Here is a 13830-nt window from a genome sequence, read left to right as displayed (position 1 = left end):
TGACGCCATGAGTGAAGTAGCCACCGTCCCACCGGCAACGGTCCACTTGCCCCCTGCGGTCCGAAGCCCGAAGCTGTTGCAGGGCATCGGCTTTGCCGTGTCGCGACGGATGATGATGCGACGCCTGTCACGCCGCTACGGCAACGTCTTCACGCTGCGGCTGCCGATGTGGGGGCGCGTCATCATGGTGAGTGATCCACAGCTGGCCAAGCAGATCTTCACCACCAGCCCAGACGAACTCGGCAACATCCAGCCCAATCTGAGCAGGCTGTTCGGTCCCGGTTCGGTATTCGGACTCGAGGGCGACGACCATCGCCGCCGGCGGCGGCTGTTGGCGCCGCCGTTTCACGGCAAGAGCATGAAAAATTACGAGAGCATCATCGAGGAAGAGACGCTGCGCGAGATGGCCGGCTGGCCGGAGGGCAGGTCATTCGCGACGTTGCCGCCGATGATGCGGATCACGCTGAACGCCATCCTGCGCGCGGTGTTCGGCGCCGAGGGGGCCGAACTCGACGAGCTGCGCCGGCTCATCCCGCCGTGGGTCACCCTGGGCTCACGCCTTGCGGCGCTGCCGAAGCCGAAGCGCTATCCCCGGTTCGGCCCCTGGGGCAGGTTGGACAAGTGGCGGCGCCAATACGACATCGTCATCGAGAAGCTGATCGCCGCGGAGCGGGCCGACCCGAATTTCGCCGAGCGGACCGACGTGCTGGCGCTGCTATTACGCAGCACCTATGACGACGGTTCCGCGATGTCGCACAAGGACATTGGCGACGAGCTCCTGGCCCTGCTGGCCGCCGGGCACGAGACCACCGCGTCAACGCTGGCATGGGCGTTCGAGCGGATCAGCCGGCACCCCGAGCTATTGGCGAGGCTGGTCGAGGAGGCCGACGGGGCCGGTGAAGGCGGCAACGAGCTGCGCCAAGCGACGATCCTCGAGGTTCAACGGGCCAGGACCGTCATCGACTTCGCCGGTCGCCACGTGTACCCCGATGCCTACCAGCTCGGCGAATGGGCGATCCCGCGCGGCCATTCGATCATCGTCGGTATCGCGCAGATACACGACAACCCCGATGTGTTCCCCGATCCTCGGCGGTTCGACCCGCAACGCTTCATCGACACGAAGCCGTCGGCGCTGTCGTGGATTCCGTTCGGCGGCGGGACCCGCCGCTGCGTAGGGGCGGCGTTTGCCAATATGGAAATGGATGTCGTGCTACGGACGGTGTTGCGCCACTTGACAATTGAGACAACCGACGCGCCCGGTGAGCGGTGGCATTGCCGCGGAGTGGCGTTCACCCCGAAGGACGGCGGCCGGATTACGGTGCGCCGGCGCTGATCCGCCTATTGGCTGGCTGACGCACGCCGCGGCAGCTTCCAGCCCGGGCGGATGAAGTGGCAGGTGTATCCGTTCGGATAGTGCTGCAGGTAGTCCTGGTGTTCGGGCTCGGCTTCCCAGAAGTCGCCGGCGGGGCTGACCTCGGTCACCACCTTGCCCGGCCACAGGCCGGACGCCTCGACGTCGGCGATGGTGTCCAGCGCGATCCGCTTCTGCTCCTCGTCCAGGTAGAAGATCGCCGACCGGTAACTCATCCCCAGGTCGTTGCCCTGGCGGTTCTTCGTTGTCGGGTCGTGGATCTGGAAGAAGAACTCCAGCATCGTCCGGTAATCGGTCTCCGCTGGGTCGTAGAAGATCTCGATGGCTTCGGCGTGGGTGCCGTGGTTGCGATAGGTCGCGTTGGGGACGTCACCGCCGGTGTAGCCGACCCGCGTCGAGACGACTCCGGGCTGCTTGCGGATGAGTTCCTGCATTCCCCAGAAGCACCCGCCGGCGAGGATCGCTTTTTGGGTATCGGTCATGTCATTGCCTCGCTTCGCTCGCACCGCATGGTCGCAATCTCGCTTCCGATTATCCTGATCTCTTTCCGAGGGTCACGCGGCCGAGGTCAAGCTCTCGACAAACTGCGGTAGAACGTGTTCTAGTTTTGGGCGTGAGCACGCCGAAGTTCTCCCGGAGCGAACTGGCCGCCGCGTTCCAGCAATTCGAAGCGACCGTCGATGCGGCGGCGCGGTCGCACGACTGGGACGCGTGGGTCCAGCACTACACACCCGACGTCTTGTACATCGAACACGCGGCGGGCACCATGCATGGCCGCGACGAAGTCCGCGAGTGGATCAGCAGGACGATGGGCAGCTTCCCGGGCAGCCACATGGTCGCGTTCCCGTCGCTGTGGTCGGTGATCGACGAGCCCACGGGGCGCATCATCATGGAGCTCGACAACCCGATGCGCGATCCCGGCGACGGCACCGTAATCGGCGCGACCAACATCTCGATCATCACCTACGCCGGCGATGGCCTGTGGCGTCAGCAGGAAGACATCTACAACCCGCTGCGCTTCGTGCAGGCCACGTTGAAGTGGTGTCGCAAGGCGCAGGAACTCGGCACCCTCGACGAGGACGCCGCCCGGTTCATGGACCAGTACGGAGGGGCCCAGTGACCGGTAGGCCCAAACTCGTCATCGGCGCCAACGGCTTTCTCGGTTCGCACGTCACGCGCCAGCTGGTCGCCAAGGGTCATGAAGTGCGGGCCATGGTGCGCGAGAACGCCAACACCCGGTCCATCGACGACCTCGAACTCACCCGGTTTCACGGTGACGTGTTCGACACCGCCGTGCTGCAGCAGGCCATGGACGGGGTCGACGACGTCTACTACTGCGTCGTCGACACCCGCGCCTGGCTGCGCGACACCTCGCCGCTGTTTCGCACCAACGTTGAGGGGCTGCGCAACGTTCTCGACGTGGCCGTCGCGCAACCCGGCCTGCGCCGGTTCGTCTTCACCAGCACCTACGCGACGGTCGGCCGGCGGCGCGGGCACGTGGCGACCGAGGACGACGTCGTCGCCACCCGCGGGTTGTCGGACTACGTCCAGTCCCGGGTCCAGGCCGAGAACCTGGTGATGCGCTACGTGGCCGAATCCGGGCTGCCCGCGGTGGCGATGTGCGTGTCGACGACCTACGGCAGCGGCGACTGGGGCCGCACCCCGCACGGCGCGTTCATCGCCGGCGCCGTCTTCGGCAAGCTGCCCTTCACCATGGACGGCATCCAATTGGAAGTCGTCGGCGTCACCGACGCCGCCCAGGCCATGCTGTTGGCCGCCGAGCGCGGCCGCATCGGGCAGCGTTACCTGATCTCCGAGCGAATGATCGCGCTGACCGAGGTGGTGCGGATCGCGGCCGACGAGGCCGGCGTGCCGCCGCCGCGACGTTCCATCTCCGTTCCGGTGCTGTACGCCCTCGGCGCGCTGGGCAGCCTGCGGGCCCGGCTCACCGGCAAGGACGCCGAGCTCAGCCTCGCATCGGTGCGCATGATGCGCGCCGAGGCGCCCGTCGACCACAGCAAGGCCGTCCGCGAATTGGGCTGGCAGCCACGCCCGGTCGAGGAATCCATCCGCGAGGCGGCCCGATTCTGGGCAGCCATGCGAAATGCCAAGGGTAAGAGCGCGACTCCCCGCTGAACACCACGCCGACCGCTGTTCAGGACGCGGCGCGGCGCTGGGCGTGGGACTAGCCTCGAGCGGGTGAATACCGAGCGAGTGTCCGTCGATCTCACCGGGGCTCCCCAGACCATGCTGGCGACGTTCTACGCCAAGGCGCTGGACGCCGACTTCGACAAGCCGATCCTGGGTGATCGGTACGCGAAGGAGATCGTCGATCGCATCGACTACGACTGGAAGAAGACGACCATCACCGCCCGGCGGGCGCCGTCGGTCACTACCCGTTCGGCACACTTCGACGAGTGGACGCGCAAATTCCTTGCGGCGCACCCGCGCTCGGTCGTCCTGCACGTGGGCTGCGGACTGGACAGCCGGTTCTTCCGCGTGCAGCCGGGTCCGGACGTGCAGTGGTACGACGTCGACTACCCCGAGGTCGCGGCGCTGCGCGCCCAGCTCTACCCGAGCCGCGATCACTATCGCGTGATCGCCGCCTCGGTCACCGACCCGTCATGGCTGAGCGAAATCCCCACCGACCGACCCACGCTGATGATCGGGGAGGGGCTGACCATGTACCTGACCGAGCAGGACGGCACCGCGTTGCTGCGCCGGGTGGTCGACCGGTTCGGCTCGGGTGAGCTGCAGTTCGACGTGTTCAACTGGCTCGGGATCAAGTCGCAATGGCTCAACACCGTGGTGCGACGGTCGGGATCCACGCTGCGGTGGGCGATCAACGGGCCCGACGACATCATCGCGGCCGTACCGGCGGTGCGGCTGCTGGCCTGCGAGCGCTGGTTCGAGTCGGACACCTTCGCACGATTGCCACGCTCATCCCGACTCCTGGGAAGGGTGATGTCGCTGATCCCCGCCGCCGCGAACATGTCCCAGTACCACCGGTACGCATTCGGCCCGCCGGACGGGAAGGGTTGACGGCGGCCGGGTGTTGCAAGCCCCATAGCCGTCTGTAGGAGGTATCGATCATGGCCCACCGGCAAGTCCTCGAGCCCAGCGCGGGGCACCCGATCACCATCGAACCCACGAAGGGCCGGGTGCAGGTCCGCGTCAACGGCGAGCTGGTGGCCGACACCACCGCCGCGCTGGAACTACGCGAAGCGACAATCCCTGCGGTGCAATACATTCCGATCGCCGACGTGGTCCAGGAGCGGCTCACCCGCACCGACACCAGCACGTACTGCCCGTTCAAGGGCGACGCCAGCTACTACAGCGTGACCACCGCGGCCGGGGACACCGTCGACGACGTGATCTGGACCTACGAGCAGCCCTATCCCGCGGTCGCCGCGATCGCCGGGCATGTCGCGTTCTACCCCGACAAGGCCGACATCAGCGTCTCGCCTCAGTAGGGAACCCAACCCGGAAGCGCGGACGCCACCGCCCGGGTGTCGCTGTAGACGCGCATCGAGACGATCAGCCCGTCGCGGGTGTCGAAGATGCACACGAACGGGCTGTCGTAGGCGGCGCCGTCGGCCGTCGTGCCGGCGGCGTGCGCCTCCACCACCACGGTCTCTCCCTCGTTGACGCAGCGCACCAAGTCGATGACCAGCTCGAGGTCTTGCTTGCGCCGCTCGATCGCGCGCCGGAAGGTGTCCTTGTCGCACGGCGTACGCGTGTACAGCGTCCAATACGTGAAGTCGTCGCTGAGCAGCGCGAAGCCCTCGTCCAGATCGCCGCCGTCGCTGGTGCTCTGCAGGAACATCCAGGCCAGTTCGCCCTGAGGGTCATCGAACGGCGTCATCACACCGCAATACTGACTGGGGACGGAGTTCACGGTCAATCGAGCAGTCGGGGAGTCATCAGGTGAAGAGCACGCGCACGGTCGTGTTCCCCGGCGCCGCCAGCTTCGGGCACACGCTGTCGCCGCTTCGCCGTGGTCCCGCGGATCCGTGCTTCCGGGCGGCCGGGGACGGCTCGATCTGGCGGACCAGCCTGCTGGCCACCGGCCCCGTCACGGCCCGCATCACCCGGGCGGCCCCCAACGCCGCGCACTGTGTGGCGTGGGGCAGCGGGGCGCCGGAGTTCGTCGAAATGCTGCCCGCCCTGCTGGGTCTCGAGGACGACGCGTCGGACTTCGTGCCGCGGCATCCGACGGTCGCCGCCGCTCACCGACGGGTTCCGCACCTGCGGCTGGGCCGCACCGGGCTGGTGCTGGAGGCGCTGATCCCGGCGATCATCGAGCAGCGGGTGCCCGGCGCCGACGCGTTTCGCTCCTGGCGTGTGCTGGTGACCAAGTACGGGACACCCGCGCCGGGGCCGGCGCCGGAGGGGATGCGGGTGCTGCCGTCCGCGCAGCAGTGGAGAACGATCCCGTCATGGGAGTTCCATCGCGCCAACGTCGACCCGAGGCGGGCGCAAACCGTGGTGACCTGCGCGCGGCGGGCCGCCTCGCTGGAGCGGTTGACGTCTCGGCCGGCGGCGCAGGCGCGCGAGGCGTTGATGTCCCTGCCGGGAGTGGGGGAATGGACCGCCGCCGAGACCGCGCAACGGGCCTTCGGCGACGCCGACGCCGTGTCGGTGGGCGACTACCACATCCCGAAGATGATCGGCTGGACACTGCTGGGCGAGCCCGTCGACGACGCGGGAATGCTCGACTTGCTGGAGCCGATGCGGCCGCACCGCCAGCGCGTGGTCCGGCTGCTCGAAGCCAGCGGATTGGCATACGAGCCGCGCCGGGGGCCGCGGCTGCCGGTGCAGCAAATCCACTCGCTGTGATCCGCCGCGTTTTTCGGCGTCGCCATCGGGTACCCAACACGGCAAGTAACTGTGTGAGAACCCCATGGAAGGAAGCTAGGAAACACGCGATGACTCAGTTCACAATTCCGGGATTGACCGACAAGCAGGCGGCACGGCTCACCGAACTGCTGCAAAAGCAACTGAGCACCTACAACGATCTTCACCTGACGCTCAAGCACATTCACTGGAACGTGGTGGGTCCGAACTTCATCGGGGTGCACGAGATGATCGACCCGCAGGTGGATGCGGTGCGCGCGTTCGCCGACGATGTCGCCGAACGCATTGCCGCCCTGGGTTCTTCGCCGCAGGGCACGCCGGGTGCCATCATCAAGGACCGCTCGTGGGACGACTATTCGGTTGGCCGCGACACCGTCCAGGCCCACCTGGCCGCGCTGGACCTCGTCTACAACGGCGTGATCGAAGACATTCGCCAATACATCGACGAGACAGACGAACTCGACCAGGTGACCCAGGACATGCTGATCGGCCAGGCGGGGCAGCTGGAGAAGTTCCAGTGGTTCGTCCGGGCGCACCTGGAAAGCGCCGGCGGCCAGCTGGCGCACGCGGGCAAGAGCACCGAAAAGTCCGCCGCCAAGAGCGCGCGCAGCAAATCCTGACGCTTCCGTTCGCATAAATCGCGCAGTCGCCCCGGCAAATCGATGCCGGGGCGATTGCGCGTGGGCGCGGGGGCGCGGTGCCGACCGCCTCGGGAATAAGTGGACCACAGTCCGGTTATACCGGGTATCCACGATACGAGGAGGTCAGATGCCTGCAGTTACGGCCAACACGCTGACAGTGCCGCGGGTCCACGCGCCCGGTCCCGCCGATACCGAGCGGCCGGTGCGATCGATCACCACCGGGCCGCGCGGGTATGAGGGCGAGGGGTTCCCGGTCGTCCGGGCATTCGCCGGGGTCGGCAGCGCCGCCCTGGATCCCTTCGTGCACATGGACCAGCTGGGTGAGGTCAACTACCAGCCGGGCGAACCCAGGGGCACCGACTGGCATCCCCACCGCGGCTTCGAAACCGTGACCTACATGCTCGACGGGAAATTCGCCCACCAGGACTCCCACGGGGGCGGCGGCCTGATCACCGACGGGGCGACGCAGTGGATGACCGCCGGTTCGGGCATCCTGCACATCGAGACGCCGCCGGCCGAACTCGTCGACAGCGGGGGCCTCTTTCACGGCGTCCAGCTGTGGGTGAACCTGCCGAAGAAAGACAAGTTCGCGCCGCCGCGCTACCAGGCGATCGAGGGTGTTGACGCCGCATTGCTCGCGTCCGACGATGGCGGAGCCCTGATCCGCATCATCGCCGGCGAGATCGACGGCCACCGCGGCCCCGGCGTCACGCACACGCCGATCACGCTCGCGCACGCGACCGTCGAGAACGGGGCCCGGCTCAACATCCCGTGGCGGCGCGACTTCAACGCGCTCGTGTACGTGTTGTCGGGCAGCGGCTACGTCGGCCCGGTCGCCCACCCGATCCACCAGGGGCAGTTGGCGGTCCTGGGGCCCGGCGATCGGATCACCGTGGGCGCGCAGCGAGTCCGGGATTCGGCCGACGCAACCGCAATTGATGTGCTGGTTCTGGGCGGTCGGCCCATTCGCGAGCCGGTATTCCACTACGGGCCTTTCGTGATGAACACCCGCGCGGAATTGATCGAGGCGCTCGAGGACTACCAGGCCGGAAAATTTGGCACTATTCCGCCAAATGCGCTAATGCCTCACCATGGCGGTGGCACACTCTAGCAATGCTTCCACGGGGGAATCGCAGGCCGGGCCGTCCGCCTGCAGCGAAGGCGGACGAGACCCGGCAGCGAATCATCCAAGCTGCTCGTTTGGTGTTCAGCGAACGCGGCTACGACGGCGCGACGTTCCAGGCCATCGCGGCGCGCGCCGACCTCACCCGCCCGGCGATCAACCATTACTTTTCGAGCAAGCGGGCGTTGTATCGGGAAGTACTTAACGAAACGAACGAATTCGTCATCGGGGCCGGCATCAAAAAGGCCGAACGTGAGACCACGCTGGTGGCACAGTTGACGGCATTCATCTCCGAAGCGACCAGAGCCAATTGGAAGAACCCGGCCGGGTCCGCGTTTCTAATCAGCGGTGTGCTCGAATCGCAGCGGCATCCGGATTTGACGGGAACCGATAACGATTCAGTACGAATCAGTCGCGAATTCCTGCTGCGCGTCATCAATGACGCGATCGAGCGTGGTGAAATCGTCGCCGATGTCGAGGCGAAGGTGCTGGCCGAGGCCCTGCTCGTGCTGGTGTGCGGGGTGGGGGTGTACGCGGGCTACGTCGAGAGCCCGGACACCCTGCTCGCGCTCACCGGGGTGATGCGCCGACTGCTGGAAGGCGCGTTCCAGAGGCGCGAGGATTAACGCGCTTCGAGGCGCAGTGAAGTTGCGCACAAAGCGTATAGGCTAACTAACTTATCCCGGTACCATGGTCGGGATATGACTGATCTGGATGCCTCGATGCCGCCTTCGGTGCGGTCTGCCGGCGACAGCTGGTCCATCACCGAACTCGTCGGCGCCACCGCCCTGGGCGTCGCCGCGTCGCGCGCGGCGGAGACCGCCGGGCCCGATCCGCTGATTCGTGACGAGTTCGCCCGCCTGCTGGTGTCGTCGGCCGGGCCGGCGTGGGCGCGGCTGGCAGACCCGGAGCTGTCCTGGCTCGACGACGATCAGCACGGGCGGCGCGCGCATCGAACCGGCATCGACTACCAGGCCGTGCGCACCCACTTCTTCGACGAGTACTTCGACGGCGCGGTGCGTTCCGGAATCCGGCAGTCGGTGATCCTGGCCGCCGGGCTGGACTCGAGGGCCTACCGGCTGAACTGGCCCACCGGCACCACGGTCTACGAGATCGACCAGCCCAAGGTGCTGGAGTACAAAACCGGAATCCTGCGGGAGCACGGCGCCGTGCCCGCCGCCATCCGCCATCCCGTCGCGGTGGATCTGCGTGACGACTGGCCCGCGGCCCTGACCGCCGCCGGATTCGACCGCACGCAACCGACCGCCTGGCTGGCCGAGGGGCTGCTGCCGTACCTGCCGAGCGACGCCCAGGACCGGCTGTTCGAGATGTTCACCGCGCTCAGCGCGCCCGGCAGCCAGGTCGCGATCGAGGTGTTCGGCATCAACTCGCGGAGCAACTCGCAGCGCTGGTTGCGGATGCGTGAGCGGCTCGGCCTCGACGTCAACGTCCAGGCGCTGACCTACCACGAGCCGGACCGCTCGGATGCGGCCGCGTGGCTGACCGACCACGGCTGGCACGTGCACGCCGTGGACAACCGCGACGAGATGGCTCGACTCGGCCGCGCGGTACCCGACGACCTTTCCGACGAGGCGGTGCGCAGCACGTTGCTGCGGGCGCGTCTCGGCGGGACCACCTCCTGACCTTCGCCTGCCCAAGACCCAAGGAGTTAATGCATGAGCTCACTGCGCACCCACGACGACACCTGGGACATCAAGAGCAGCGTCGGCACCACCGCGGTCATGGTGGCCGCCGCCCGGGCCATCGAGACCGAGCAGCCCGACGCGCTGATCCGCGACCCCTACGCCCGGCTGCTCGTCAACAACGCCGGTGCCGAGGTCCTGTGGGAAGCCATGCTCGACCCGGAAGTCGTGGCCAAGATCGAAGCCATCGATGAAGAATCCGCCGCCCGGATCCAGCACATGCGCGGCTACCAGGCGGTGCGGACCCACTTCTTCGACGAGTACTTCGCCGACGCCACTAAAGCCTCTGGCACCGGGATCCGGCAGGTGGTGATCCTCGCGTCCGGGCTGGACTCGCGGGCGTACCGCCTCGACTGGCCGGCCGGCACCACGGTCTACGAGATCGACCAGCCCCAGGTGCTGGACTACAAAACCACCACGCTGGCCGAAAGCGGCGCCACGCCGTCCGCCGATCGCCGCGAGGTGGCGATCGACCTGCGGGAGGACTGGCCGGCCGCGCTGCGCGCCGCGGGTTTCGACCCGTCGCGGCCGACCGCCTGGCTGGCCGAGGGATTGCTGATGTACCTGCCCGCCGAGGCGCAGGACAAGTTGTTCACGCAGATCGGCGAGCTCAGTCCGGCGGGTAGCCGGGTCTCCGCCGAAACCGCACCGATGCACGCCGAGGAGCGGCGCCAGCAGATGCGGGAACGCTTCAAGAAGGTGGCCGACGAGCTCGGCCTGGAGGAGACCGTCGACGTCGGCGAGCTGATGTACCGCGACGAGCACCGCGCGAACCTCGCCGACTGGCTCAACGCCCACGGCTGGCGCGCGACGGCGCAGAACTCGATCGACGAGATGCATCGCCTGAACCGCGGGGTGCAAAGCCCCGAGCTCGACGACGACAAGGACGCCTTCTCCGACTTCGTGATCGCCGAGCGCCTGTAACGACCCGCCGCGTTCGCGGCCCTGGTTACCCGGATTTCGCCAGGTCATCGGGGACAATGATGACTCATTATGGGCGGCGGCGCGGCGCAGCGATCACCCCGCTGGGTGGTGTTGAAGGGCCGGCTCGTCGCCGGCATCGCTTCGGCGTTCGTCATGGCCATCACCGGCATCGGCTGGACGGGCTACCACACCGCCCTGGGCAGGATCATCATCTCCCACGCGCTGCCGAATGGGGCGGCCTCGCTCGGCGACAACCAGAACATCCTGCTGATGGGCCTGGACAGCCGGCTCGACCAGAACGGCCGGCCGCTGCCGCAGGAGATCTACGACGCGCTGCACGCCGGCGACGAAAGCTCGGGCGGCTATAACGCCAATGTCCTTATCGTCGTGCACATTTCGGACCGGGACGGGCCGGTCACCGCGGTGTCGATTCCCCGCGACGACTACGCCGAGCTGCCGGGCTGCCCGGGCTCGGTCTGCACGGGCAAGATCAAGCAGGCCTACGGGCTGGCCTATCAGCAGTCGTTGAACGCGCAGGCCGCCGGGAACTCGGGCGCGGGGTCGACCGATCTGGCGGCCCGCGAGCAGACCGCCCGCGAGGCCGGCCGCAGGGCCGAAATCGGCGCCGTCAGCGACTTCCTGGGCATCTCGGTCGACCACTTCGTCGAGGTCACGCTGGGCGCCTTCTACCAGATCGCCAAGGCCGTGGAGCCGATCACGGTGTGCCTCAACGGCGATACGCGTGACGGCTATTCGGGTGCGGACTTCCACCAGGGCGTGCAGCGCATCGACGCGGCGGAGGCCATGGCCTTCGTGCGGCAGCGGCGCGACGAAAACGACGGCTCGTTCACCGATTTCGACCGGACGCGGCGCCAGCAGGCGTTCCTGGTGTCGTTGGTCGAGGCGGCCCGCCGCGGGGGCGCGTTGTCCAGCGTGAGCGGGCTGCGCAAAATGCTCGAGGTCGCCCGGGACAACGTCGCCGTCGACGCCGGGCTCGACCTCGTGCAGTTCGCCTCGCGGGCCTCGCGGCTGAGCGGGCGGCCGCTGTCGCTGTACACCCTGCCGATCTCCGGCTTCGGCACGGACGCGAACGGCTCCGACATCAACCTCGTCGACCTTGCGGCCATCCGGCGCATCGTCAACGAGCGCTTCATGTCGGACGCGCCCGCCGCGCTCGACGCCGCGTCGCCGACCGGCCAGCCGCCGGCCGCGCTGGCCGAACCCGTCATCCTCGACGTCGTCAACGCCGCCTCACGCGACGGACTCGCGGCCGCCCTCGAGGAGGCCTTCGCCGGCCGCGGCTTCACCCGGGGCAGCGCCACGACCGCCGCCGTCCCGGCCGACGACAGCACGATCGAATACGGCCCCGGGGCCGACGCGGGCGCGCGGCTGCTCGCCGAGGAACTGCACGTGCCGGCGGCCGCGGAGAGCTCCGTGGCCGCAGGCACCGTCCGGCTGACCGTGGGGGCGCGGTTTCCCGCGGCGGACTACCTCTCCCATTCCGGGGCGCATCCCGGCGCGGCCGGCGACGCGCCGGCGTCCGGGCAGGTGAGTGCCGTCGCCGCCACCGGCAGCGGCGACCGCGCCCCGGCGCCGACCGACCTCAGCCAGATGACGGCCTCGAGCGTGCCCTGCGTCAAGTAACCCGCGCGCCCGATCCTTTCTACTGCTCTCCCAACCGGATGGTTAGTATCGCGGTTATCACCGATGAGCGGCCGCCACGCGGCGGGACTCTGCTCGGGAAGGACAACGATGACCACCGAATCGGTTGCATCGCAGACATCACCATCCAAGACGCTCTCCAAGGACTCCACGAACGGGACCGCCACGGCCGACATCGCCGCCACGGTCGCCCGGCTCCGCCAGACCTTCGCCACCGGACGCACCCGCGACATCGACTGGCGCAAGACGCAGTTGCTGCAATTGGTGAAGCTGATGGAGGAGAACGAGGCCGCGCTGGCCGGCGCGCTCGCCGAAGACCTGGACCGCAGCCCCTTTGAGGCCTACATCGCCGACATCGCCACCACCGCCGGCGAGGCCAAGTACGCGGCCAAGCGGGTGCGCAAGTGGACGCGGCGCAAGTATCAACTGCTGGAACTGCCGCAGCTGCCCGGCCGCGGCTGGGTGGAATACGAGCCCTACGGCACCGTGCTGATCATCGGCGCCTGGAACTACCCCTTCTACCTCACGCTGGGTCCCGCCGTCGGAGCGATCGCCGCCGGGAACACCGTGATCCTCAAGCCGTCCGAGATCGCGGCCGCGTCCTCGCGCGTGATGGCCGAGCTGGTGCCCAAGTACCTCGACAACGACGCCATCGCCGTGATCGAGGGTGACGGCGCCACGAGCCAGGAGCTCATCGCCCAGGGCCTGGACCGGGTGATGTTCACCGGCGGCACCGAGATCGGCCGCAAGGTCTACGAGGGCGCGGCGCCGCACCTGACCCCCTGCACCCTCGAACTCGGTGGCAAGAGCCCGGTGATCGTCGCGGCCGACGCCGACGTGGACGTGGCGGCCAAGCGGATCGCCTGGATGAAGCTGCTCAACGCCGGACAGACCTGCGTCGCACCGGATTACGTGTTGGCCGACGCCACGATTCGCGACGAACTGGTGAACAAGATCGGCGCCGCCATCACGAAGTTCACCGCCGACAAGCCGGACGGCATGCGGGTGATCAACCAGCGGCAGTTCGACCGGATCAGCGGCTACCTTTCCGGATCCGACGGCACGGTCACCGTCGGCGGGGCCTGCGACGCGTCGAAGCTGCGCATCCAGCCCGCCGTGGTGGTCGACCCCGACCCGGACGGTCCGCTGATGCAGAACGAGATCTTCGGCCCGGTGCTACCCGTGATCACCGTCCAAAACCTGGACGAGGCAATACGTTTCGTGAACTCACGACCCAAGCCGCTGTCGGCGTACCTGTTCACCAAACGGCGCGAGACCCGCGAGCGGGTGATCAAGGAGGTGCCGGCCGGCGGCATGCTGGTCAACCACGTCGCCTTCCAGGTGTCGACGGCCAAGCTGCCCTTCGGTGGGGTCGGCGCATCGGGCATGGGCGCCTACCACGGCAAGTGGGGCTTCGATGAGTTCAGCCACCGCAAGGCGGTCTTGACCAAGCCCACCCGCCCCGACCTGTCGAGCTTCATCTACCCTCCATACACCGAGCGGGCCTTCAAGATGGCCCGCCGGATGTTCTGACCCGGCGTTCGCCGA

At 67.9% G+C, this 13830-nt stretch carries 15 protein-coding genes; 13 read left to right on the top strand and 2 right to left on the bottom strand.

From position 1 onward, the window contains the following. Positions 1–7: 7 nt before the first annotated feature. On the top strand, positions 8–1333 hold the full coding sequence (locus JF781_RS03345) for a cytochrome P450 (protein WP_225327246.1): 1326 nt from the start codon (positions 8–10) through the stop codon (positions 1331–1333). A 5-nt stretch (positions 1334–1338) separates the two neighbouring features. Here the strand turns inward: JF781_RS03345 and msrA are convergent, their stop codons facing one another. Then, positions 1339–1854 carry a peptide-methionine (S)-S-oxide reductase MsrA gene (gene msrA / locus JF781_RS03340; RefSeq protein ID WP_225327245.1) on the bottom strand — a complete coding sequence of 172 codons (516 nt, stop codon included), beginning with the start codon at positions 1852–1854 and terminating at the stop codon, positions 1339–1341. 131 nt (positions 1855–1985) lie between these two features. On the opposite strand from msrA, the gene JF781_RS03335 reads away from it, so the two are divergent. From JF781_RS03335 to JF781_RS03320, 4 genes are all read left to right on the top strand, one after another. Beyond that, positions 1986–2492: a nuclear transport factor 2 family protein gene (locus tag JF781_RS03335; RefSeq protein ID WP_225327244.1), complete on the top strand. Its 507-nt coding sequence runs from the start codon at positions 1986–1988 to the stop codon at positions 2490–2492. Continuing rightward, on the top strand, positions 2489–3508 hold the full coding sequence (locus JF781_RS03330; RefSeq protein ID WP_225327243.1) for an NAD-dependent epimerase/dehydratase family protein: 1020 nt from the start codon (positions 2489–2491) through the stop codon (positions 3506–3508). Before JF781_RS03335 ends, JF781_RS03330 begins: the two co-directional genes overlap by 4 nt. A gap of 78 nt (positions 3509–3586) precedes the next feature. Next, a complete protein-coding gene (locus JF781_RS03325) occupies positions 3587–4414 on the top strand; it encodes a class I SAM-dependent methyltransferase (protein WP_225327311.1) in 828 nt (275 codons plus the stop codon). A 50-nt stretch (positions 4415–4464) separates the two neighbouring features. Further along, on the top strand, positions 4465–4845 hold the full coding sequence (locus tag JF781_RS03320; protein ID WP_225327242.1) for a DUF427 domain-containing protein: 381 nt from the start codon (positions 4465–4467) through the stop codon (positions 4843–4845). On the opposite strand, the gene JF781_RS03315 is transcribed toward JF781_RS03320, so the two are convergent. After that, on the bottom strand, positions 4839–5237 hold the full coding sequence (locus JF781_RS03315) for a nuclear transport factor 2 family protein (RefSeq protein WP_225327310.1): 399 nt from the start codon (positions 5235–5237) through the stop codon (positions 4839–4841). The genes JF781_RS03320 and JF781_RS03315 overlap by 7 nt on opposite strands. Before the next feature lie 62 nt (positions 5238–5299). Between JF781_RS03315 and JF781_RS03310 the strand changes: the two genes are divergently transcribed. The 8 genes from JF781_RS03310 to JF781_RS03275 all read left to right on the top strand — a co-directional run bounded on the left by JF781_RS03310 (position 5300) and on the right by JF781_RS03275 (position 13815). Continuing rightward, positions 5300–6211 (top strand): DNA-3-methyladenine glycosylase, encoded by a 912-nt coding sequence (locus JF781_RS03310; RefSeq protein WP_225327241.1) that lies wholly within the window; start codon positions 5300–5302, stop codon positions 6209–6211. Positions 6212–6300: 89 nt separating this feature from the next. Next, positions 6301–6849, top strand: a complete 549-nt coding sequence (locus JF781_RS03305) for a Dps family protein (RefSeq protein WP_225327240.1) — start codon at positions 6301–6303, stop codon at positions 6847–6849. A 148-nt stretch (positions 6850–6997) separates the two neighbouring features. Beyond that, positions 6998–7981: a pirin family protein gene (locus tag JF781_RS03300; RefSeq protein ID WP_225327239.1), complete on the top strand. Its 984-nt coding sequence runs from the start codon at positions 6998–7000 to the stop codon at positions 7979–7981. Between the two features lie 2 nt (positions 7982–7983). Further along, the gene (locus JF781_RS03295) at positions 7984–8619 is read left to right on the top strand and encodes a TetR/AcrR family transcriptional regulator (protein WP_225327238.1); all 636 of its coding nucleotides are present in this window, start codon (positions 7984–7986) and stop codon (positions 8617–8619) included. Between the two features lie 75 nt (positions 8620–8694). Then, positions 8695–9636 carry a class I SAM-dependent methyltransferase gene (locus JF781_RS03290; protein WP_225327237.1) on the top strand — a complete coding sequence of 314 codons (942 nt, stop codon included), beginning with the start codon at positions 8695–8697 and terminating at the stop codon, positions 9634–9636. A gap of 33 nt (positions 9637–9669) precedes the next feature. Beyond that, a complete protein-coding gene (locus JF781_RS03285) occupies positions 9670–10620 on the top strand; it encodes a class I SAM-dependent methyltransferase (RefSeq protein ID WP_225327236.1) in 951 nt (316 codons plus the stop codon). Between the two features lie 69 nt (positions 10621–10689). Continuing rightward, positions 10690–12264, top strand: coding sequence for an LCP family protein (locus tag JF781_RS03280; protein WP_225327235.1), 1575 nt, complete (start codon positions 10690–10692; stop codon positions 12262–12264). Between the two features lie 108 nt (positions 12265–12372). Then, positions 12373–13815 (top strand): aldehyde dehydrogenase family protein, encoded by a 1443-nt coding sequence (locus JF781_RS03275; protein WP_225327234.1) that lies wholly within the window; start codon positions 12373–12375, stop codon positions 13813–13815. Positions 13816–13830 lie beyond the last annotated feature (15 nt).

It is taken from the genome of Mycobacterium sp. WUMAC-067, assembly GCF_020217485.1.
In the GTDB taxonomy this organism is placed as follows: domain Bacteria; phylum Actinomycetota; class Actinomycetes; order Mycobacteriales; family Mycobacteriaceae; genus Mycobacterium.
This window is presented reverse-complemented; position numbering and strand designations above follow the sequence as displayed.

Excerpts from the sequence above, each read along its gene's own strand:
- JF781_RS03345 (WP_225327246.1), top strand. The coding sequence starts at position 8 with ATGAGTGAAGTAGCCACCGTCCCACCGGCAACGGTCCACTTGCCCCCT.
- msrA (WP_225327245.1), bottom strand. The coding sequence starts at position 1,854 with ATGACCGATACCCAAAAAGCGATCCTCGCCGGCGGGTGCTTCTGGGGA.
- JF781_RS03320 (WP_225327242.1), top strand. The coding sequence starts at position 4,465 with ATGGCCCACCGGCAAGTCCTCGAGCCCAGCGCGGGGCACCCGATCACC.
- JF781_RS03315 (WP_225327310.1), bottom strand. The coding sequence starts at position 5,237 with ATGACGCCGTTCGATGACCCTCAGGGCGAACTGGCCTGGATGTTCCTG.
- JF781_RS03305 (WP_225327240.1), top strand. The coding sequence starts at position 6,301 with ATGACTCAGTTCACAATTCCGGGATTGACCGACAAGCAGGCGGCACGG.
- JF781_RS03300 (WP_225327239.1), top strand. The coding sequence starts at position 6,998 with ATGCCTGCAGTTACGGCCAACACGCTGACAGTGCCGCGGGTCCACGCG.
- JF781_RS03295 (WP_225327238.1), top strand. The coding sequence starts at position 7,984 with ATGCTTCCACGGGGGAATCGCAGGCCGGGCCGTCCGCCTGCAGCGAAG.
- JF781_RS03290 (WP_225327237.1), top strand. The coding sequence starts at position 8,695 with ATGACTGATCTGGATGCCTCGATGCCGCCTTCGGTGCGGTCTGCCGGC.
- JF781_RS03285 (WP_225327236.1), top strand. The coding sequence starts at position 9,670 with ATGAGCTCACTGCGCACCCACGACGACACCTGGGACATCAAGAGCAGC.
- JF781_RS03280 (WP_225327235.1), top strand. The coding sequence starts at position 10,690 with ATGGGCGGCGGCGCGGCGCAGCGATCACCCCGCTGGGTGGTGTTGAAG.
- JF781_RS03275 (WP_225327234.1), top strand. The coding sequence starts at position 12,373 with ATGACCACCGAATCGGTTGCATCGCAGACATCACCATCCAAGACGCTC.